Origin of the sequence: Methanobrevibacter millerae (genome assembly GCF_900103415.1) — an archaeon.
Taxonomy (GTDB): Archaea; Methanobacteriota; Methanobacteria; order Methanobacteriales; family Methanobacteriaceae; genus Methanocatella; species Methanocatella millerae.
This window is the reverse complement of record NZ_FMXB01000009.1, coordinates 45,496-69,673: the sequence shown is the minus strand read 5'-3', so window position 1 is coordinate 69,673 and position 24,178 is coordinate 45,496. Positions and strand designations below refer to the sequence as shown.

12 protein-coding genes are annotated in these 24,178 nt (G+C 35.4%); 4 read left to right on the top strand and 8 right to left on the bottom strand.

Annotated elements, in window-relative coordinates:
• The 5 genes from F3G70_RS06445 to F3G70_RS06425 form a co-directional block, all read right to left on the bottom strand.
• On the bottom strand, window positions 1-1,257 hold the full coding sequence (locus F3G70_RS06445; RefSeq protein WP_149731881.1) for a UbiD family decarboxylase: 1,257 nt from the start codon (window positions 1,255-1,257) through the stop codon (window positions 1-3).
• 8 nt (window positions 1,258-1,265) lie between these two features.
• Window positions 1,266-2,288 (bottom strand): 5-(carboxyamino)imidazole ribonucleotide mutase, encoded by a 1,023-nt coding sequence (gene purE, locus F3G70_RS06440; RefSeq protein WP_149731880.1) that lies wholly within the window; start codon window positions 2,286-2,288, stop codon window positions 1,266-1,268.
• Window positions 2,289-2,369: 81 nt separating this feature from the next.
• A complete protein-coding gene (locus F3G70_RS06435; protein ID WP_149731879.1) occupies window positions 2,370-3,404 on the bottom strand; it encodes an acyltransferase in 1,035 nt (344 codons plus the stop codon).
• A 96-nt stretch (window positions 3,405-3,500) separates the two neighbouring features.
• On the bottom strand, window positions 3,501-3,923 hold the full coding sequence (locus tag F3G70_RS06430) for a GtrA family protein (RefSeq protein ID WP_223166026.1): 423 nt from the start codon (window positions 3,921-3,923) through the stop codon (window positions 3,501-3,503).
• A gap of 19 nt (window positions 3,924-3,942) precedes the next feature.
• Window positions 3,943-5,448 carry a DUF2142 domain-containing protein gene (locus F3G70_RS06425; RefSeq protein WP_149731878.1) on the bottom strand — a complete coding sequence of 502 codons (1,506 nt, stop codon included), beginning with the start codon at window positions 5,446-5,448 and terminating at the stop codon, window positions 3,943-3,945.
• Window positions 5,449-5,547: 99 nt separating this feature from the next.
• Between F3G70_RS06425 and F3G70_RS06420 the strand changes: the two genes are divergently transcribed.
• Window positions 5,548-6,471, top strand: coding sequence for a glycosyltransferase family 2 protein (locus F3G70_RS06420; protein ID WP_149731877.1), 924 nt, complete (start codon window positions 5,548-5,550; stop codon window positions 6,469-6,471).
• Between the two features lie 2 nt (window positions 6,472-6,473).
• On the opposite strand, the gene F3G70_RS06415 is transcribed toward F3G70_RS06420, so the two are convergent.
• The gene (locus F3G70_RS06415) at window positions 6,474-7,379 is read right to left on the bottom strand and encodes a glycosyltransferase family 2 protein (RefSeq protein ID WP_149731876.1); all 906 of its coding nucleotides are present in this window, start codon (window positions 7,377-7,379) and stop codon (window positions 6,474-6,476) included.
• Between the two features lie 119 nt (window positions 7,380-7,498).
• Between F3G70_RS06415 and F3G70_RS06410 the strand changes: the two genes are divergently transcribed.
• Window positions 7,499-9,028, top strand: a complete 1,530-nt coding sequence (locus F3G70_RS06410; protein WP_149731875.1) for a DUF2142 domain-containing protein — start codon at window positions 7,499-7,501, stop codon at window positions 9,026-9,028.
• Here F3G70_RS06410 and F3G70_RS06405 read toward each other — a convergent pair.
• Together F3G70_RS06405 and F3G70_RS06400 are read right to left on the bottom strand one after the other, a co-directional pair.
• A complete protein-coding gene (locus F3G70_RS06405) occupies window positions 9,025-10,527 on the bottom strand; it encodes a DUF2142 domain-containing protein (protein ID WP_223166025.1) in 1,503 nt (500 codons plus the stop codon). The two genes, F3G70_RS06410 and F3G70_RS06405, sit on opposite strands and share 4 nt — an antisense overlap.
• An 11-nt stretch (window positions 10,528-10,538) precedes the next feature.
• Window positions 10,539-11,519, bottom strand: a complete 981-nt coding sequence (locus F3G70_RS06400) for a putative glycoside hydrolase (RefSeq protein ID WP_149731873.1) — start codon at window positions 11,517-11,519, stop codon at window positions 10,539-10,541.
• Between the two features lie 192 nt (window positions 11,520-11,711).
• Between F3G70_RS06400 and F3G70_RS06395 the strand changes: the two genes are divergently transcribed.
• Window positions 11,712-15,926, top strand: a complete 4,215-nt coding sequence (locus F3G70_RS06395; RefSeq protein ID WP_149731872.1) for a C1 family peptidase — start codon at window positions 11,712-11,714, stop codon at window positions 15,924-15,926.
• A gap of 35 nt (window positions 15,927-15,961) precedes the next feature.
• Complete coding sequence (locus F3G70_RS06390; protein ID WP_149731871.1) at window positions 15,962-24,112, top strand: C1 family peptidase; 8,151 nt, start codon at window positions 15,962-15,964, stop codon at window positions 24,110-24,112.
• Window positions 24,113-24,178: the final 66 nt, after the last annotated feature.

Sequence of the window (24,178 nt, the reverse complement as noted above, 5' to 3'; positions counted from 1 at the left end):
TTATTCCCCAAAACTTACTCTTTCGAATTTTTCTAATGTTTTCAATGATTTTGTTGCATCCACACCGATTTTTGTTGTGGTACCGTCACTTTCGGCTACGGGATCAAGTGATGAGCCTCTTACGTTAGGAACAATCATGATGTCCCTGTCTCCTTTTACACGTGTGGATATTGCATATTCAACGTCTTCAGCATCAAACACGTTAACGTCGGTGTCTACAACAACGCAATGCTTAAGGGAAGGATGAGCTGATAATGCAGCCATTATGGCGTTTTTGCCGTCCCCTTCGGTTTGTTTGTTAATGGAAACAACAGCATGAAGCCAGCAGCAGCCTCCTTCAGTCAATACAACGTTTTCAACTGTAGGAACTGCATTCTTTACGGACTTGAATATTCTAGGCTCCTGAGGAAGACCCTGCAATAGCTTATGTTCAAATCCGGCAGGAATTATTGCATGATAATGAGGATTATCCTTCTTGATGTGCATCTTTTCCAGGTTAATGACCGGCTGGTCACGGATTATGTCATAAGTGTCGGTTAAGTCAACGAATGGTCCTTCGCTAACGGTTTCGGTTACTGAAATCTTACCTTCCAGGATAATGTCGGCCTGAGGAACTTCCAAATCGCCGATTTTAATTAACGTTAATTCGCCGTCCTTAAATGCGTTTGCAACCTCCATTTCGTTGTAGTCGATAGGTATTGAGGTCGTGCTTGCAAGCAGGATTGCCGGATCCATTCCGATAGCTATTGCGATTTCCAAATCCTCGCCTAGCTTTTGAGCTTTCTGGAAATAGGTATAGAGATTTCTCGGAACGATTCTGATGACGAGCCTTTTATTATCCAAGACCATCATCCTGTGGATTGAAGCGTTCTGAATGCCGGTTTCCGGGTCACGTGCAAAGACAACGCCTGCGGTAATGTATTTGCCGCCGTCCCTTTTATAATGGGTTAATATAGGTATTTTATCCAAATCTATTTCCAAGGTGTTGTATTCACTTAAATCGGTGAATTTGTCAACTTTAATGGGATTGTCGCTTGCTTCAATAATCTTTTCTGTAATCTCAGATACTTCGCAATTTATTGACTTTGCTATCTTTTCACGGGTGTTGCAGATTCCGGAAACGACAGGAATGTCAAAGCCCTTTACGTTTTCAATTACTACGGTATCTTTGGGATAATCCCTCAATGCACGTGCAACTTCAAATTCACAAGATAACTCTTCAGTTATTTCAATAATGTTTTCATCGTTAATATCCATTTAAATCCCTACAAATTGATTTTTTTATCCTTTAATTTTGTTAAAAGTTCAATAATATTGGTATCTTTAATTGAAAGTATTTCACCGGTAAGGACTCCCGCATTTCTTCCGTTGTTAATTCCCACGGTTGCTACAGGCACTCCAGGCGGCATGTTAACGGTGGTAAGCATATGTTCCCTTCCAAGCTCGTTTTCGCATGGAACTCCGATGACCGGCCTGTCTGTAAGGCCCACCAGCGCTCCGGTAACTTGTGATGAGTTTGAGCTGATTCCGATAAATATCTTTGAGTTTTCAACGGACTTGACGTAGCTTTTGAATTTCTGGTTGGATCTTATCGGACATACCACTTTCATGTTATAGCTGATTTTAAGCCTGTCCAGGGTAGCGGCTACTTTTTTAGCAGTTATCAGGTCTGAATGCCTTCCGGCTATTATTGCGACGTCTGCGTCCTTTTTGATTAGTCTATCATCGATTTCAACGAATTCGTCATCGCTGATTTCCATATTTTCAACGCTTAGGAAGTCCTTTACAAGGTATTTCTTGTCTTCAAGTTCGTCAACGATTTTATTGCTGTCATATACCTTGCGTTCATATTCCTTTCTCAGCTTAATGACCTTCTGGCGAATTTCATCATCGTGAATGGCCATGAATTGCGCGGCAAGTATTGCTCCGTTGTCTCCCCTGTCGATTCCGACCGTAGCGATAGGTGAAGGATAAGGCATTTGAACACATGAGTCCAGAGCATCAATGCCGCCGGTTTTAACGTCAACAGGAACTCCAATAACAGGTCTTGGAGTATAAGCCGCTATTGCGCCGGGTAAGTGGGCGGCAAGACCCGCAATTCCTATAAACACTTCAATTCCAGCATCAGTTGCTTGTTTTACAATTTCACGGACAAGTTTGGGTGTTCTGTGGGCTGAGGCAATTTTTAAACTGTAAGGGATTTCCAATTTTTCAAAAATATCCATACATTTCTCAGCGATGGCAATGTCAGAACCACTTCCTAAAATAATCATTACCTTCGGAACCATTTTAAAATACCTTCTAAAATTTGATAGATAATAATAAGATTTTTATTATATTAATATTTTAATAAAATTTCCTACATTTTACTAAGCATATCCCGAAAATTTCGATAAAACTGGAATTTTTGACATTATTAAAACTATAATCCAAGATATTAAAAATATAAAGACACTACTTGATAAAAACAATAACATAATTTCACTACCCGTACCTTTAACAGGAACATAGTGAAAAACAATTAAATATATGAATATATGGACTAAATAAATACCATAACATGATTTAGATATTGAAGTGAAGAATTTTTTCATTTTAAACTTTTTTAATGGAAGATTTTTTATAAATAAGAAGACAGCAGTTGCTTGAATAATTCTAATAATGCTAACATCTAATAATGATGTAAAACCTGCTGGAAAATTAGCAAAAATAAGATTTAAATTATAGTCTTGATTGAATAAGACTTCAATAATAGATGTAATTATAAATATTATAATTGAAATAATTAAGACATTTCTTTTATTTTTAAATTCAAGTCCTGATAAGAAATATCCTAAACTCAAATAACCAATTGGTAATATGAAAAATGTTAAATCAATATACGTATATGCTTTAAAAAAGGATAATAATTGATATAATATTGATGAAATAACAAACATTATTACTAGATATTTAGTTGAATTTAATTTATCAGTTTTAATAAATTCATTTATTATAGGAATCGTAAAATACACGCCAATCATAAGCCAGAAGTACCATGAAAGCGGAAAATTAAAAAATGTTGTATATATACATTCTGTTATTTCAGGTTGTGATGTCATCCCATTAGGAATTATCAAAGCTAGAATTATAAGGATTATCCAAAATAAATATGGAATAGTTATTCTTTTTATTCTTTTTTTTAAAAATGAATAATTTGATTGATAATTTCTATTTAATAATAATGATCCAGTTATCATTAAAAAAACGGGAACAGCAAATTTAAATATTTCAGCAAAATAAGATATTGTTATATTCATCACTTTCGCGGAATTACCTAAAGCAAATATATGTATAACAATAACACTAAAAATTGATATTGATTTTAAAATATCTATGTAATAAATTCTTTCTTTATTTTGCATATTTATTTTATTATTGAAAGTGATATTAAAATTATATGGTGGGTTATCAAATTCTTAGTACCATTTTAGAAGTTCCGATTGATAATGTTTGCTTTTTCAACTAATTTTTTTACCGTAAAACATCACACGACGTGCTGAAAAGTTCCAGAAGAGTACCAGGATAGATGCTAATATCTTTGACCATAGATAGTTTATTGAACACATGTCAGTAAAGATATAAAGCAGTATTTCAGTAAATATTAAGCCTACAAAGCTTATCGCTAAAAAGAGGTTGAATTCGATAGCCCTGTTTTCGATTTGGCTTTGATTGAATACCCATGACGTTGAAAGATAATAGTTTGCAAGTACTGATATGAAAAATGCAATGGCCGCTGATATCAGATAATTGACGCCAAAGAACTGTACCAGTGCGAAATATATGCTAAAATCGATTATAAATGCGGTTCCTCCAACGAATATGAATCTGAAAAACTGAAGGAAAATGTTATCGGTTTTATCTACAAATAGCTTTCTTGTCAAATCCTTAATTTTAATCACCTTAATATAGCATCGTTGCAATGAACATGATTGCACTTGATAAAAATATTGTTATACATGTTATTATTGTAAGTTCTTGATTTTTAAAGTTTTTATTGTTGACATTGAATATCAGGGGAATCAGAACCAGCACTGGCAGGAAATATCTTGGAACTACGCCGGCATCCAGAAGGTTAATTGATCCGACGGGAGCCCAAGTCAGGTATTGGACAATATAAGTCCCTAAGATTATTATAGCTATAATAAAACCAATTATTAACCTTTTGTTTTTGCTTAAATTTTCCTTTATAGGATAGAATAGTGCAAAAAGCATCGCGAAGATGAAGTAAACGTAGTTTAATAATGCAGATGTTGGATATTCTGAATAGAACCTTGTAAGTGCATAAATCTGTGTAGGCAGCTGGTCTCCAATCCGCGCAAAGGTAACTATTGCCTGAGGATTTGACATTAAATAGGAAATCTGCTCTGTTGAATTGACATGTTTTATTTTGAAAAGTTCTCTTCTCCATGAATGGGTTATGCCATCGACTGCGTAAAATTTGGACCATGCCAGTAAGGACAAAAGGACAATTACAATTGAAATCAGTATAGAATAATAATCGCTAGGGGTTTTGAACTTGCTTTTAGGAATTATCACTAATAAAAGAATTAATGCTCCTAAGGTTACTTTGGTCAATCCTAAAACCACAACCATTACCGTATAGATTAAAATATGCTTTTTGGTTAGGCTTGCATCTTTTGATTTGTACATGTGGGCCAGATAGGCGATTACCACCAGCGTGAAACTGAATATGAATGCATCGCTGCTGCATGATGCCGCCTGAATTATGCTTAACGGGAAACAGGCTATCACGGCCATAGGCATCTTAAGCATTGGTGTTTGCTTGATTGCAATACCGCACAGTCCCGCATACAGAAGAAGGTTGCAGATTCTTGCAAACCACAAAAGGGAAATGTTATTTATGTTTAAAATCTTTGCAAGCTCAATTCCTATCGCCTGAGCAATGTAGACGTAAAATGGATTCTGCTGAAATGCCGAATTCGAAAGGACTTCGGTGAAATTAATCTTTTGAGTATCCCAGTCCGTTTCGAAAATTGTATGGTCTCTCGGTTCAGTGTTGCTTGTGGATTCAATTGTCTTAAATCCTGAAATGTTGTCCTGCGTAATGTATTCAGGAAACAAAACGCCCTGTGTGGTTATTTCGGATCTTGTAAAATGCTCCAATTCATCTGAAACGCTGCAGATTGGTGATAGGAAAACACACATCATTCCGAAAAGGATAATTATGATAACGGCAGTCTTATGAATCTTTCTTTCCTTAACGTAGCTGGCTATTGAAATTATTCCAAAAATCAATGTTACAAATAGGATTATGATTTCCTTTAATGGAGAAGCATAGTTGTCCTGAGTAAACAGGCATAATGTGGCAAAAATAGTCAGGATTATAAATGCCAGAAAATAATTTCTGTTCTGCTTATCTGCAAAATCCTCCATCAATCTATTCATGTATTCTAATTTGTTTTTTTAATATATTTAAGTTTTATAATTAGAAAGTATTTTATTATTTAAAAAATAAACTTATAATAAAAGAAAAGGATTTTTAAAATGAAAACTGCTATTCTAATTCCATGCTACAATGAAGAAATGACTATAGAAAAGGTCATCCTCGACTTTAAAGAGCATATGCCTGAGGCTGATATTTACGTTTATGACAATAATTCCACCGATAACAGTTATGAAATCGCCAAAAACACCGGAGCTATTGTTAAAAGGGAATTCAAGCAAGGAAAAGGTAATGTTGTAAGGTCAATGTTTCGCGACATCGATGCCGACTGCTACATAATGGTCGATGCCGACGATACCTATCCGGCTGATGTGGGCCCTCAAATCGAAGAGCTTATTTTTTCCGGAAAGGCGGACATGGTAATTGGAGACAGGCTTTCAAGCACTTATTTTGAGGAGAACAAGCGCAGATTCCACGGATCTGGAAACAAGTTTGTCCGAAAATTCATCAATACTGTTTATGGAAGCGACATATCAGATATTATGACCGGTTTGAGAGGCTTCAGTTGGGAATTTGTCAAATCGTTTCCGGTTTCTTCAAAGGAATTTGAAATCGAAACCGAAATGACGATATTTGCCCTAAACCATAATTTCTCAATAGAGGAAATTCAAGTTGAATATAAGGACCGTATTGAAGGCAGTGAATCAAAATTAAATACTTACAGCGATGGATTAAAGGTAGTCAGGTTAATGTTTTCATTCTTTAGGGATACAAGGCCATTCGTGTTCTTTTCAATTGTTACTTTAATTTTATTGTTTATAGCTTTGATTTATTTCATTCCGGTTTTACTCTCTTTTTTACAGACCGGATACGTGGAAAAAATCCCTACATTAATTATCGTTTCAATTGTTGTTGTAGTTGCCACGATAATATTTTTCACAGGCGTAATCCTTCACGTAATTAAAAAGCAGCATGACGAGTCATTTGAACAATTCCTGACAGGCTTAAAAGTAAATAAAAAATAAATCTAATTAAAATTATCTTCTTTTATGATATATTTAGGTCTGTTTTTAGTTTCAATATATGTTTTTGCAAGGTACTGACCTAAAACTCCTATTGAAAAGAGCTGTATACCTCCAATAAGTAAGATAATGCTTATTGTAGATGGCCAACCGCTTACTGGGTCTCCGAAAATCAGCGTTCTTATAACGATGAAAAGAATTGAAAAGAATGATATTATTGAAAATATGATTCCGATAATCGTTGAAATGTAAAGCGGAGCAACGGTAAATGACACGATTCCCTCAATCGAATATTTAAACAGCTGCCAGAATGACCAGCTCGTTTCGCCTTCAGCCCTTTCTATGTTTTCGTATTCAATCCATTTGGTGTCAAATCCGACCCACTGAAATATTCCTTTTGAAAAACGGTTAATTTCATTCAATTCAAGAACGGAATCCACAACGTTTCTTTTCATCAGTCTGAAGTCACGGGCGCCGTCAACAAGCTCGATATCACTCATCCTGTTCATTATGCTGTAGAATCTTCTTGCGAAAAATGATCTTATTTTCGGCTCGCCGGTTCTTGTGACGCGCCTTGTGGCGACAATGTCATAGTCGTCGATGTATGTAAGCATTTCAGGTATTAATGACGGAGGATCCTGCAGGTCAGCATCCATTAATATTACATATTCTGCAGTCGTTTTCTTCAGTCCCGCATAGATTGCAGCTTCCTTTCCGAAGTTCCTTGAAAATGAGATGTATTTCGCGTTTTCAAGCTTTTTGATTTCAGCTAATGTATCATCATCTGAACCGTCGTTAACAAAGATGATTTGCCAGTCGATGTCATCATTTAAGACATTGTCTATTTCGATATAAAACCTGAGAATGTTTCTTTCTTCATTATAGCATGGAACTACGATTTCTAAATTCATATTAAGTACCTAAATTATCCTCATTCGAATTGCTTTTAAATTCATTCACCTTAAACATTAATATCAATTATTATATTTTTAATATTATTTAAATATCATATCCGCTCAATATTATTATAATGGAATTTGAAGTTAATTTTGAAAAGTATTACAAATCAGCGATTGAAAACAGGAAATATCTATTGATTTACTTTTTACTTGTTTTAGTTTTGACCCTGTCCATAGCGTCAGTCGACAATTACGCTCATCCAGTCATGGAATTGGGTGTTTTTGTTTTAACAATTATTTTTGGTGTATTTTCAATCATTTATTATGATTTGCATGACAGCGAGCTTTATAAGGTTGCATTTATTGTAATAATATTATTCGGATTGATATGTGCATTTTTAACTCCAATGTGTGTTGTTCCGGATGAAAATGAGCATCTGGTCAGATCAGAGTTAACTTCAAGCGGCGTATTGATACCAGAACCTCAATTCACAAACAATAGCTTTACAGGATTCAATACAATCAAAAGTGCCGTTGATTTTACCAGTCAAATAGGAAACACGGTTTTTACAAGCGACATTGACAATCTTAAAATCGATTATACTCCGGTTATCTATTCTTCGGCCTTTATGCAGAATCCATTTTTCGGCTATCTCGCTCAGGGAATCGGCATATTTTTTGCCAAACTCCTTGACTTAAACATGATTTGGATTTTATGGCTCGGCCGCATTGGAAATTTAGTTTTATATGCATTCCTTATTTCAAGGGCGGTAAAAAAAGCCTCAGTCTTTAAGATTCCATTAATGGCAATGGCATGCATACCATTAGCCCTTTTCCAGGCCGCATCATTAAGCATTGACGTCACGATAAACGGATTGGCTTTTCTCATTATCGGATACTTTTTATATATGCTTAAATCTGAGGATTCTTCCATTGATTTGAAGGATTTGGGCATATTCTCGATTTTAGTTCTTTTGTGCGGATTATGCAAGCTTCCGTATCTCGCACTGATATTTTTACTCTTCGTGATTCCTAAGGACAAGTTCAAGACTCCATTCTATTATAATATCATTGCATTTTTAGCTGTTGCGGCATTGGGAATACTGTGGGCTAAATTTTATGCAACACCTAACTACATGTTCTCCTTTAGGGCAGCTTATTTTACCGAGAACAATGTCAGCATGTCCGGCCAGATTGGCTATTTATCCAGTCATTTACTTAAGGCTGCTGTTGCATATGGAAATGCCTTCAATTATCTCGAGCATATATTCTCTGGGCTGTTTTATTTTGGAATGGCAGATTGGGCCTATGAATCAAAATTGATGACCATATTGGGTCTTTTATTTATGGGAGCGGTAATATTTCTGTATCCCAATAAGGTCGAGCTGTCAACCATAACAAGAGTAGGTGCGCTGATAACAGCATTAATCATATTTTTCGGCACTTTCACGATACAGCTTTTAAACTGGAGTCCTGTGGGTATAGTGTATAGCGTTGACATTCAGCCAAGATACTTCATTCCTCTTTTGGCTCTGCTTCCGTTAATTTTCGGATTGAACAATAACTCTGCTGAAGATGAAAAAATAGATAAGATGATAGTTTTAACGAGTGTTGTCTTATTATCATCATTTGCAATTCTGACCGTCTGCAGGTTCTATTAGTATTTAACTGAAACCGTAAGCAGTATCATTCCTGAAATGAAACTTACAGCTATCGTTAAGAAGAGCAGTGACAATGTTTCCCTGTCGTATTCAAAAAAGTCAGTGTTAATGACAAGCGGCACGAATATGAGAAGCGGCATGAAGTAACGGCCGAACACACCATTAATAACGCTTTCAGCACCGACGCTAGCCCAAGTGAGATATTGAACGCCTATAACACCAACATAAATTAGAAATCCTATCAACAGTCCTTTAGCTCTAGTTTTAATTTCAAACTTTTCATCAAGAGGATAAACCAGACTGAATATTACAAAGAAGAGCAGGTACAGGATTGCCATGAGCAGGGATGAATAATTGCGAACATCATTTGAGAAGTAAAAGAACCTTTCTGCAATCGTTGGAAACTGGCTGAAGACGTTGAAAAACCTTTCGACCGCAAAGCTCGGATGGCTTAAGAGATATGTCATCTGTTCTGTTGCATTAACATGATGGCTTGCAAAGAACTCTCCTCTCCAGGAATTGCCTAAAACGCTTGTTGAATAGCCTCCCCATACAAGACCTATTATTAACGCAAGCAGAATGGCAGCCTTTGATATTATGTTCTGGTTTTTGCTTTCAAAGTGGTCGCCCGGAACCAGAAAGAGCAGCAATGACAGTGCCAGGAACGGCGTTTTTAGAAGTCCGCACAGTATTATAGCTATATAAAAGATACCTAAATCACTCCATTTGATTTTAGGAGTCTTGTAGAAGTATAAAAAGTATGCAAAAGCCAGTATTGCCAGGGCTGAAAACATTCCGTCAACGCTCAGTGATGCCGCCTGGTATATGGCCAAAGGTAAAATTGACACTATCAGCATAGGAAACTTCATAATCGGGGTTTTGCGAATGGCAAAGGTTACGATTCCTGCATACAATGCCAGATTAAAGATTCTTCCAAGCCATAAAAGCCATATTGCATTCAAGTCCAGAAGCTTAGCCATTAATATTCCAATCGCCTGAGGAAGATAGGAATAAAATGGGTTCTGTGAAAATGCTGAGTTAAAATAAGACGGCGTAAAGCTTATCTTCGAATCGTCCACGTCCGTTGCGAAGACGTTCTTTCCGGCGTTTTCGCCAAGCAATGTAACTGATTCTATTGTCTTGTATCCGTTCACTGTTGTATTCGGAATAGGAACGTAATCGGTAAGCACCTGTCCGGTCGATACGATTTCTGATCTGACAAAATGCTCCTGTTCGTCAGATACGTCATCGATTGGCGTTAAAAAGACGCACGTTATTCCAAAAAGCAGTATTATTATTAATGCAACCTTATGGTGATTGTCTTCGTTTTTCGTGTAATAGTAAAGAGAAACAGATCCTATAATGAAAACCCATATGAACATTGCTATTTCAAATCCCGGAGCAATGTAGTTTTCATATTTGAAAAAGCTCAATGCGAAAAAGCATAGGATAGCCAAATAAAGTATTATATGCCATTTGTTTTTCATATTGATTTCCATATTATCCTCTTTTAATTAATTTTCCTGCTTTCCAGGTCGTTGTTCATTCCCCATTTGAAGTAGAACACTCCGTCGGCTCCGCCCTTAAAGCATAAGTCTTTATCCTTTATCAGTTCGTCTGCGGATAATGCTGTAACGTTATAGTCGGAATCGTAGGTTTGAAGACCGCACCATACTTCAGCATCACCGGAATTGTCTACAAACCATCTTGTGGTGTTTTCAATCCAGCTGCTGTTTTCATTGTAGTTTCCCTTATACATCATTGGGACAATTACATCCACGTATTTGCATATCGTTTTTATGTCCTGGCCGTAGAAGTATTCGTCATTGTCGGTTTCGGGCATTACCGTTGCGGAAAGCGTCAGGTCGGGATTGATTTTTCTCATTTCATCGCTGAAGTTCTTAACGAACATGTTAATTGCTTCGGTACTGTTGTTGTATCTGTAGGCGTTACCTTCAAATCTTATATAGTCGATCTGTATTCCGCTGACTTCATCCAGTCCCGCATAGTATCTTGCCTCTTCAATCTTGTAATTGAAGTATCTTGTATCGGGGGTTCCGTTTTTAAGGGGTGAAATCCAGTTTCCCGTATTGAATATCTGCATCCAGACATGAACTTCAATGTCATGTTCCCTTGCTTCATGTATCCAGTCCAGAACTTCCCTTTGCCCGTATTCGGTAAATGCAAAGGAATTCAAAAATACAACGTTAACACCATTTTTGGAAAGCTTATCGAAATCAACATTATTCATGTCCTTTGCCCAGACCCAGTATCCGTATTTCTTTTCATGGCCGAAGTCAAATAATCCGAAAAAGTCGAAATCCTTTGAAACGCTTTTCTTGTCATGTGAAAGATTATTGGAGTTTATTAGTAGCTTTTGAAAAGATTCATGAATACTGTCAGCATTGCTGTCATCTGCAATGTCTGTTGAATTGAAGTTATCTGCTGATACGATTGAAATTGAAAAAATAAAGAATAGTGTTAATATCAAAATTAACAGTTTTTTATAAATAAATAGTCCTCCTATTTTCTCCTTAATTAGTCTTATTTTTGTTATCTTTTATAACCTTTTTTGTTTTTTTGGCAATTTAATGGAATATTTGCAACTTTTTTTTATAATATAAATTAATAAATAATGAGGATTATACCTAATATTAAAATAGTTTTCTTATGGTGAATAAAGATGAAAAAATTTAGTAAAATCCTATTTTTCACTATATTATTAATGCTGATTATCCCTATCGGCTTTGCTAGTGACAACAGTACTTTAAATGACGATAATATAGCCATTAGTGCTGATAATGAAGTTTTCTCATTAAAGGAGATTTATTTCAATTCATCCGTTGAAAGCGATGGGGACGGAAGCCAGTCAAGCCCATACAAGTATCTGTCATCATCAAAAATTCAGGACAACAGCATTGTTCATTTCGCTGATGGGGAGTATACTCTGGACAGCTCAAAGTCCGTTCAAAACTTAACGATTATTGGTCAAAGCCCATTAAATACAATAATTAAAGGAAATTCTTTAAAGTTCATATCTCAGGGCAATTTAAACATTTACACTATCACGTTGAATGATTTAACGGTCAACAACAATAAAAATTTCACGGCCGTTAATGTGATTTTCGAAAATAATGACGGAAGCTACACCGGAAGCTACTCAAACATTTATGGAGGCGCACTCTATTCAAACGGCGGAAACACAATTATAGAATCATCCACTTTCAGGGATAATACCGCAACCTACGGAGGTGCCGTTTATGTCACCGGAGGCAGCCTAACGGTAGTCAATTCCATTTTCGAAAGCAATTATGCAAATAAGTACGGTGGAGCGATAGCAGGTGAAGCCAATTCAAATATAATCATAAACGACACGGATTTTACTAAATGTTACACCATAAACAATGCCGGCGGAGCTCTTTATGTCCGCAATTCAGTTTTAAATGTTAAAAAATCCAATTTCACTTCATGCAACGCTACTTTAGGCGGAGCAATCTGCGATCTGGAATCCAATTCAGTTTTAGATTCCATTATAGCAAACAATAACGTTGCAAATTATCAGGGTGGTGCCGTTTATAAGATGTATGGAACAATGGAAATCAAATCATCTTCATTTTCTGACAATAAGGCATCAAGCGGCGGAGCGCTTCTCCTGGACAATTCTTCAGATATTTCAGTCAAGTTATCAAAATTCATTTCCAATCAGGCAGCCTATGAAGGCGGAGCCGTATTTACCATATTGAACATTAAAGAGGACGTATCATCCAATACTTATAAAGACAACAGGGCATCACAAGGTAACGATTATTATAATGCTCAGGGATACAACATGTTTTTAGGAAACGGAAATTACACTATGATTAAAGGTGATTTTTCATTTAATGGAACAATACCTTCCTCTTATGATTTAAGGGAGCATGGATGGGTCACGCCGGTTAAAAGCCAAAAAAGCAGCGGTAACTGCTGGGCTTTTTCATCTTTAGGGGCTCTGGAATCCTGTATCCTGAAGGCTACGGGCATAGCCTACGACTTATGCGAAGAGAACATGAAAAATCTCATGTCATACTACTCCGATTACGGCTGGAGCCTCACACCGAACAAGGGCGGCTATGATGATATGGGCATTGCCTATCTTGTAAACTGGCTGGGCGTATTGGAGGATGATATGGATACTTACAGCGATCAGACTGTAATATCTCCTGTATTTAACAGTACAATCCACGTTCAAAACCTTGTTTTTCTCACCCGCAGCAACTACACTGATAATGATGAAATAAAAGAGGCCATACTTAAATATGGTGCCGTTTCAACAGGAATCTATTATTCATCTTCAAACTTGAAATCAAACAGCTATTATTACAGCGGAACAAGCGGCAACAATCACGCAGTAGTGATTGTCGGATGGGACGATAACTATTCAAAAAGCAATTTCAAGACAACCCCTCCGGGAGACGGAGCCTGGATTTGTAAAAACAGCTGGGGCGAAACCTGGGGAGACAAGGGTTATTTCTACGTTTCATACTATGATACCCGATGTCCGAGAGTTGGCGATTACCAGAAATGCACCTATACGATTATTTTAAACGACACCATGCACTACGATAAGAACTATCAGTATGACATTATTGGAATCACCGATTATCTGATAACCGGAAATGACACTATATGGTATCAAAACATATTCAACGCATCGGATAATGAGTTTTTAACTGCATTTTCAACTTATTTCAATGCAACAACAAACTGGACTGCTCAAATTTATGTAAACGATGCATTAAAGCTTACCCAAAGCGGAATTTCCACTCCGGGCTATTACACTTTCAACTTGAATGAATTCATCCCGCTGCAAATAGGGGATACCTTCAGGATTGTAATGAAGATTTCCTGCGACGAGTATGCTTCTGTTCCGATTTCCGAAAAGATAAGATCCAACCGTGTCCTTTATCGTGAAGGGATTTCATTTTTCAGCTATGATGGCCTAAACTGGACGGATTTATATGATTTTGAAGCCACTTTTCCGGAGTACGGACATTCATATTATTCACAGGTAGCCTGCCTTAAGGCCTTCACATCCAAATCATTCGCTTCTGAAATTTCCCTTAACACTCCTGATCTTGTTGCTGTCGGCGCATTATTCAACGTCACTGCAATTATAAAGGACGAATTCGGCAACTACATTAATTCAGGAAACGTCAAGTTTACAATTAATTCAAAAACTTATAATGTTCCTGTCGTTTTTGGCCAGGCGGTTTTAAAAACCCAAATCGATTCCACCGGAAGCTATATTGTCACGGCCGATTACAGCGACAATCATTATTCTTCCTCAAATGCTTCAGCTCGTGTTAACATAAGTGATTTTTCAGTTAATTTAACCATAAGCATTTCAGATATAACCTGCGGAGAGGAATTGTCTATTCAAAATACGTTGATTTCAGACAATAAACTAGTTGACGGCTACATTAACGTTAACGTTGGAGACAATACCTTTGTGGTTCCGTCAAACACATTAACGCTTGTCAAAAACGCTTTAATTCCTGGAGAATATCTTGCAACTGCAAGCTATTCCGATAAGGCATATGCCAATGCAACCTTTAAGGTAAGCAAGATTCCATTGGAAATGAATCTTAATATCACAAAAACTGATGTTGACAGCGTAAATATCACGGCAAGCTTTTCAAAGCCTATTAATGGCACTGTAAGGTTTGACGTTAATTCAAAATTATATCACATTAATGCAACAGGCGGAATAGCCGTATTGACTTTAACCGCTTTGGACTATGGAAATTATAACGTAAAAGCTTCATTTTCAAGCATTATCTATAAAAACGTAATTGCCACGGGCAATTTCAGCGTTGACTACATTAAAACCCATTTCAGGGCTGATGATTTGGTGATGTATTACAGAGACGGATCCAGATTCTACGTAACGTTACTTGATAAGGACAACAAACCCCTTTCAGGAAAAAACATCACTATTAACCTCAACGGAGTTGACAGCAAAAGAACAACCGATGCAAGCGGTACGGCTTCAATGGCAATAAACTTAAACAGCGGTGTCTATAACGCTTCAATCAGCTATTTGGGTGATGAAATTTACATTCCTTCAAATCTGACCAGAAGCATCACGGTAAAATCAACTGTATTGTCTTCCGATGTCGTTAAATATTACAGAAACGCCACCCAGTACTATGCAACCATTCTTGACTTCAAAGGAAACCCGGTTGCGAACACTGAAGTTACCATGAACATCAATGGTGTATTCTATAAAAGAATTACTAATTCCGAGGGTGTTGTCCGCTTGAACCTTAATCTTGAGCCGAATACATACATCTTAACTGTTTACAATCCTGTTACAGGTGAAAATGCCGCCAATAACATTACTGTACTTTCAAGGCTTGTTGAAAACCATGATCTGGTAAAATACTATAAGAACGCTTCAAAATACTCCGTAAAGCTATTGGATGATGTGGGCTCACCATTATCCGGCGTAAACGTTACATTCAATATTAACGGCGTATTCTATAACAGATTAACAGATTCAAATGGTGTGGCCAGCCTGGCCATTAACTTAAACCCTGGAGATTATATAATCACTGCCGAATATGGCGATTCAAGAGTTTCCAACAACATTAAAGTTTTAAGCGTCATTGAATCTGAAGACATTACTATGCATTACAGGGACGGAACCTCATTTAAGGCAAAGATTCTGGATGGACTTGGAAATCCTAATCCTGGCGTTGATGTCGTATTCAACATTAATGGAGTGTTTTATACAAAAACAACAGATTCCACGGGAGTTGCCAGCTTGAAAATTAATCTGCAGGCAGGAAAATATATAATAACTTCCACTTACAACGGGTTAAGTGCTTCTAATACTATCGTGATTAAAAGTATCTAATATATTAATTAGATTTAACATAATTAATTCTACCTATGTTAGATAAAAGAATAATTCTTATTATAATAGTTTTAGGATTTTTTGCAATTCCGTTCATTTCGGCCGAGGATAACTTAACTGTTGTGGAGGACATCGATTCAGATGTCATTAGCTTGCCTGATGAATCATCTTATTCAAATATCTACTTTAATGCGTCAGTTGAAAATGATGGAAGCGGATCTCAGGAAAGTCCCTACAAGTATCTCACTTCATCAAGAATAAAGTCAAATTCTATCCTGCATCTGGCCAACGGCGAATATGAACTGGACAAATCCATTTCTTTTTCTTCATATAACGCCTTTATAGGTGAGGATGCGGAAAACACCATTATCAAATATACAGGCATGGCATTTTCAAATTCAAAGACATTGGAATTGTATAATTTAACCATTTTAGGAGCTTACGTTTCCACAAAGGGAACATTAACCGTTGACAATGTCATTTTCAGGGATTCCACACAGGATTATGGCGGAGCCATTTATTCAGTTTCCTCAACCTTAACCATTTCAAATTCACGCTTTATCAATAATACAGCACGATTGGGTGGAGCAATTTGCGATTTGAATTCTCAAGCTTATATATTCAATATAACTGCCGTTAACAATACCGCAATATATCAGGGCGGAGCCATCTACAAGATGTATGGGGCATTGTATCTGAATTCATCCGAATTCATAAATAACTCAGCTAAAGAAGGCCAGGCAATATTCTGTGATTATTCCATATTTAACATGATATCCACTGATTTTGAAAACAACGGCGTTTACAGCATTTTATGTGATGAAAATTTCACGGATAACACATTTAATCAAAGCGAGCTTCACCAAAGCGATTATTATGATATTAACTTTGTATCTCAAAACTATACTCAAATGACTTACATTCCATATAATGGAACAATACCGTCCCGTTATGATTTAAGGGAAGAGAGATTTGTTTCTTCAGTTAAGGATCAGGGAAGCAACGGTAACTGCTGGGCTTTTGCAATTCTTGCTGCTCTTGAATCCTGCATTTTAAAGGCAACGGGCATTGAATACGATTTGTCTGAACAGAACATGAAAAACTTAATGGCGGTTTATTCGGATTATGGTTGGGATTATTCAACCAACACTGGAGGCACAAATGAAATGGCAATGGCTTATCTTACAAGCTGGATAGGCGCCATTAATGAAACCGATGACATATACGTCATTAATTCAGTCTTGTCTCCAGTAATGGATAGCTTTATCCATGTTCAAAACATTCTTTTTTTACCTAGATTAAGCTATACTGACAATGATGCCATAAAAAAGGCTATTTTAAATTATGGGGGAGTTTATACTACCCTTCATGCTAACAATGAGCTCTATCAATATTATAGGGGCACCGGTCAACGTGATCATGCGGTGGTAATTGTCGGATGGGACGATAATATTTCAAAAAGCAAATTCAGGTCAACTCCTCCCGGAGACGGAGCGTGGATCTGCAAGAACAGCTGGGGAACTGGTTGGGGTGATTCAGGATACTTCTATGTTTCATATTATGATCCAACATTTGCAATGGTAGGGGATTTGGAGGCTTCATTTACATTTATCCTTAATGACACTGTAAAATATGATAAGATTTATCAATGGGAGATTGCCGGTGTTACAGATTACTTTTTAACCAATCAAAGCACAATATGGTATAAGAACTATTATAATGCAACCTCTGATGACATTTTGGCGGCATTTTCAACATATTTTTACATGGAATCCAACTGGACGGCAGAGGTTTATGTTAACGACGAATTGAGATTAACGCAAAACGGAACAGCTCCTGCCAGAGGATATTATACAATTAACTTTGATGAATTCATACCTGTTGAAAAAGACGATGAATTTATGATACTTTTAAAGGTAACCACTTCAGATGAGGCTTACGTTCCAATTTCAGAAAACAACGGCTATGTGTCAAGAGTTCATTTTAAGGAAAACATCTCCTTTATCAGCTATGACGGCATTGATTGGATTGATTTTTACAGCTATAGCATTAAAATGGAAAGCAGAGGCCACTGGTACGAATCACAGGTAGCCTGTATTAAGGCTTTCACGATATTTAATTTAACGACCGTAACGCTTTTGGATATTCTTTCAAAGCAGGAGAACAATTTTAATATAAGCGCAACAGTATGGGATCAGTACGGCCATTTGATTAATGAAGGATATGTCATTTTCGAATTCAATGGTGTCAAATATAATCGAAGTGTATCCAATGGAAAAGCAATATTGTCACTTAACGCTTTGGACTACGGTAATTGCACTATCACTGCAGCATATCAGAATACTACACATTATCTGTCTTCAAGCGATGAATTAACATTCATTTGCAATCATGACGTTAATCTGACCTTAAATATTGAAGACATAACATACGGCGATTATTTAAAGGCCAATATCACTTTAATGGATCTTAACTCCACTCTTATTAGCGCTAACGTAACGTTAACGGTCGGCGGTAAGACATATAATGTCAGCTCCAATTCCGTTTTTGTCATTCCTGATTTAATTAATGCGGGCGATTGCGAGGTTAAAGTGGTTTATGATGGAAATTATACCTATTCAGGTAGTGTTGCCTATGCCTATGTTACCATTAATAAAGCTGACATTAATTTGACTTTGGATGTAAATAACATTAATTACGGTGATTTCTTATCCATTAATACTACATTATCCTTTAATTCCACTTTAATTAATGATGAGCTAATTTTATATATTAATAATGAAAACTATTCTTTTACTGCCAATTCTGTGTTTATTTTACCTGTTCTTTTAAATGCATCACAATACGGCATTTGTCTTTACTATAATGGAAGCAATAACTTCAATGCTAAAAACATAACTGCTGATGTATTGGTTTTGAAGGTTTATCCTGTTTTAAAGGCCAATATTTCAGATATTAATTATGGCGAGGATTTGATTGTTTACGCTTCATTAACCGGCATTAATGGTGAGCTAATTAATGATGGTCTCATTATTTCCTTTAATGGTTCTGATTACTCATTTATTGCTAATAATGAGTTTATATTGCCTGTTCTTTTAAACGCTTCAGATTACACTGTAAATATCCTTTATAATGGCGATATTAATTATTATTCAGTTAATGAAAGCGCTGATTTCAAGATTTCAAAGGTTTATCCTTTTTTAGATGTTAGCATTGATGATGTTTATTATGGTGACGATTTGATTGTTTATGTTTCATTAACCGGCATTAATGATGAGTTAATTAATGAGAATGTTGTTTTAAGCATTAATGGTGCTGATTACTCTTTTGCTGCTAATTCAGAGTTTGTTTTACCGGTTATTTTGAACGCCTCCAATTATACTGCAAATGTCTATTATAAAGGTGATTCAAACTATAATTCCATTAATGAAAGCGTTAATTTCACCGTTTTGAAAGCTTTCCCTCTTTTAGATATTGGCATTGAAGACATTTATTATGGGGAAGACTTGATTGTTGATGTATCATTAACCGGCATTAATGGGGAATTAATTAATGAGACTATTCTTTTAACTATTAATGATGTTGATTACTCTTTTAATTCCAATTCTGAGTTTATTTTACCGGTTATTTTAAACACCTCTAACTATACTGCAAATGTCTATTATAAAGGTGATTCAAACTATAATTCCATTAATGAGAGCATTAATTTCACGGTCAATAAAAATGATGTTAATATCGATCTTTTGATTTCAAATATTACTTATGGTGAAGTAACTGCCGTCAATAGCTATTTAACTGATTTGAAGGGAAATAACTTAAATTATGAGCTTTTGCTTGTTATAGATAGTAATTCATTTGAAATAATGTCCAATTCAGCAAATGTGTTACCGGTTATTTTAAACGCTTCCGATTATACTGCTGAATTATATTTCAATGGAAGTGAGAATTATAATGCTAACAACATTTCTAAAAGATTTTCAGTTGCCAAATCTGACGTTAATTTGTCTTTAAGTATTGAAAATATAACGTATGGTGATTATTTAGTAATTGAAAACGCTTTAAGTGTTGATTTGGATTGTGATTTGCAGCTTGAAATCGATAATAAATCATATTCAATAAAGCCTAATTCAAGTTATACACTGACTTATCTAATTAATGCGGGCAATTATGAAGCAGTTTTATCATTTTTAGGAAATAACAATTATAATGCCAATGTTCAAAAGGCAAATGTCAGTGTTGGCAAATTCACCCCTACATTAATTTCCGATATTTCAGATATCGATTATGGTGATGATTTTGTTGTTTATGTTTCATTAATTGGCGTTAATGATGAGTTAATTAATGAAAGCCTTATTATAACCATTAATGATAATAATTATTCTTTTATTGCAAATAATGAGTTTATTTTACCTGTTATTTTAAACGCTTCCGATTATACGGCAGATATCATTTATAATGGCGATATCAATTATTATTCAGCTAATGAGAGCGTTGATTTCAAGGTTTCAAAGGTCTATCCTACTTTGGATGTTAGCATTGATGACGTTAATTACGGTGACGATTTGATTGTTTACACTTCATTAATTGGTGTTAACGGTGAGTTAATTAATGAAAGCCTTATTATAACCATTAATGATAATGATTATTCTTTTATTGCTAATTCAGAGTTTATTTTACCGATTATTTTAAACTCTTCCGATTATACTACAAAAATCACTTATAATGGAGATTCCAACTACAATCCTGTTAATAAGAGTGTTGATTTCAAGGTTTACAAGGTTGATTCTATTTTAGATGTTAGCATTAATGATGTTTATTATGGAGAGAATGCTATCATTTATGTTTCATTAACCGGCATTAATGGGGAATTAATTAATGAGACTATTCTTTTAAATATTAATGACGTTGATTACTCTTTTAATTCCAATTCTAACTTTGTTTTACCGGTTATTTTAAACGCCTCTAACTATACTGCAAATGTCTATTATAAAGGCGATTCAAACTATAATTCCATTAATGAGAGCGTTAATTTCACGGTCAATAAAAATGATGTTAATATCGATCTTTTGATTTCAAATATTACTTATGGTGAAATTACTAGCATTAATACATATTTAACTGATTTGAATGGAAATAACTTGACTTATGAGCTTTCACTTGTTATAGACAATAACAGCTTCAAAATCATGTCCAATTCTTTATATGCGTTACCAGTTATTTTAAACGCTTCCGATTATACTGCTGAATTATATTTCAATGGATGTGAGAATTATAATGCTAATTACATTTCTAAAAGCTTTTCAGTTGCCAAGTCTGACGTTAATTTGTCTTTAAGTATTGAAAATATAATGTATGGTGATTATTTAGTGATTGAAAACGCTTTAAGTGTCGATTTGGATTGTGATTTGCAGCTTGAAATCGACAATAAATCATATTCAATTAAGCCTAATTCAATCTTTAAACTGCCTTATCTAATTAATGCGGGCAATTACGAAGCCGTTTTATCATTTTTAGGAAATAACAATTATAATGCCAATGTTCAAAAGGCAAATGTCGGTGTTGACAAGTTCACTCCTACATTAATTACTAATATCTCAGATATCAATTATGGGGATGATTTAATTGTTTATGCTTCATTAATTGGTATTAACGGAGAATTGATTAATGAAAGCCTTGTTATAACAATTAATGACATTGATTACTCTTTTATTGCTAACTCGGAGTTTGTTTTACCTGTTCTTTTAAACGCTTCAAATTATGCGGCAGATATCCTTTATAATGGCGATATTAATTATTATTCAGTTAATGGGGGCGCTGATTTCAAGGTTTCCAAAGTAAGCCCTGTTTTGGATGCAAGTATCGATGATTTGATTGTTTATGCTTCATTAACTGGCATTAATGGAGAGTTAATTAATGAAAGTCTTCTCTTATGCATTAATGACATTAATTACTCTTTCATGGCCAATAGCAAGTTCAGAATTCCAGCCATTTTAAACGTTTCCAATTATACTGCCAATATCTTTTATGATGGAGATATTAATTATTATTCAGTTAACGAGAGCGTTAATTTCACGGTTTCCAAAAATTATTCCATCCTGGAAGTCAATATTTCAGATATTAACTATGGGGATGATTTGGTAGTTTATGTTTCATTAACCGGCATTAATGGTGAGTTAATTAATGAGAGTGTTGTTTTAAGCATTAATGATGTTGATTATTTATTTATTGCTAATTTTGAGTTTGTTTTGCCGGTTATTTTGAATGCTTCTGATTATGGAATTAATGTTGCTTATAATGGTAGTTTAAACTATAATTCAGTTAATGATAGCGTTAATTTCAAGGTTTTCAAGGTTGATCCTGTTTTGGAAGTTAATGTTAGTGATATTAATTATGGTGATTATCTGGCTGTTTACACGTCATTAATTGGCGTTGATGGTGAGTTAATTAATGAGAGTGTTGTTTTAAGCATTAATGACGTTGATTACACTTTTACCGCCAATTCTGTCTATACCTTACCGGTTATTTTAAACGCTTCCAGATATGTAGTTAATGTCGTATACAATGGAAATGACAACTATAATGCTGTAGAAAACATGGTTAATGTCACAGTAAATAAGGTCAATCCCGAATTAACGTTGAATATTTCAAATATGCTTTATGGCAACGATTTAATCGTTAAAAATTCATTAACCGGCATTAATGGAGAGATTTCAAATGAAAGCCTCTACTTAACGGTCAACGCTAAAACCTACAATTTAACATCAAACGTTGACTTTATTCTCCCAGACATTTTAGATGTTGGAAATTACACTGCAAAAATCATTTTCAATGGAAACACCAATTATAATGAAGCCATTGATATTAAGAAATTTGAAATAATGCCTGTTGAATTAACTATGGATTTAAACATTTCAAAAGTAATCAATAACATATCAATAAGCGTTAAATTCTTACAAAAGGTTAATGAAAGCGTTATCATTAATGTCAATGAAGATACATACGTCTTAAATACCGTTAAAGGCGAAGGCGTATTGACATTAAGCGACCTTGATTTGGGAAATTACTCCGTTGAGGCTTTATTCAACAAAACAGGCTATGAGACGATATTAATTAAAGATAGCTTCGATGTCACTTCAATCAACACGTTAATTAATGCAAATAACGTTACTATGTATTATCATGACGGAACAAGGCTTTATTTCAATCTGACGGATTCAAACGGCCATGTGCTGGCAAATAAATCAGTTAAAATAAACATCAATAACGTCACTTACACCAGAACGACTGACGTTAATGGGGTTGCATCACTTAATTTGGGCTTGAATTCAGCAAGATACCCGGTAATTCTCACATTCGATGGAGATGACACCTACATTAATTCATCCTCTTCTGTTTACGTTAACATCAAGTCTACAATCCTTTCAAATGACCTGACGAAATATTACAGGAACGCATCACAGTTCTATGCAAAAATCCTGGATAATAACGGAAATCCGGTCACCAACACTCCTGTATTAATGAACATCAATGGAGTATTTTATAACAGAACCACAAACTCCGAAGGCGTTGTCAGGCTAAACATCAATCTGAACCCTGGAGAATATATATTAACAATTTACAATCCGGTTACCGGTGAAATGGGCAGTTCTTTAATCACGGTTCTCTCCAAACTGGTTGAAAACCATGATCTGGTAAAATACTATAAGAACGCTTCAAAATATTCAGTTAAGGTTTTGGATGATACTGGTTCACCATTGGCTGGAGTTGACGTAACGTTCAACATCAATGGAGTGTTCTACACGAGGACAAGCGATGAAAACGGTGTGGCCAGCCTTGCAATTAACTTAAATCCTGGTAAATACATAATTACCGCCGAATATGACACGCTTAAGGTCTCAAATAACATCGAGGTGTTAAGCGTCATAGAAACTGAAGACGTGACGATGACCTACAGGGACGGAACCTCATTTAAGGCCAAGATTCTTGACGGCCTTGGAAATCCTAACCTGGGCGTTAAAGTTACCTTCAACATCAATGGAGTATTTTACTCTAAAACCACTGATGAAAACGGTGTGGCCAGCTTGAAAATTAATCTGCAGGCAGGCGAATACATAATCACTTCCACTTACAACGGTTTGAGTGCCTCAAATACCATTGTCATTAAAAATTCTAATTTTCTTTTCTAAATATTAATAACATTTATACTGTTAAAAAAATATACTTATAAATGAATTAAATTTATTTCAGGTGAA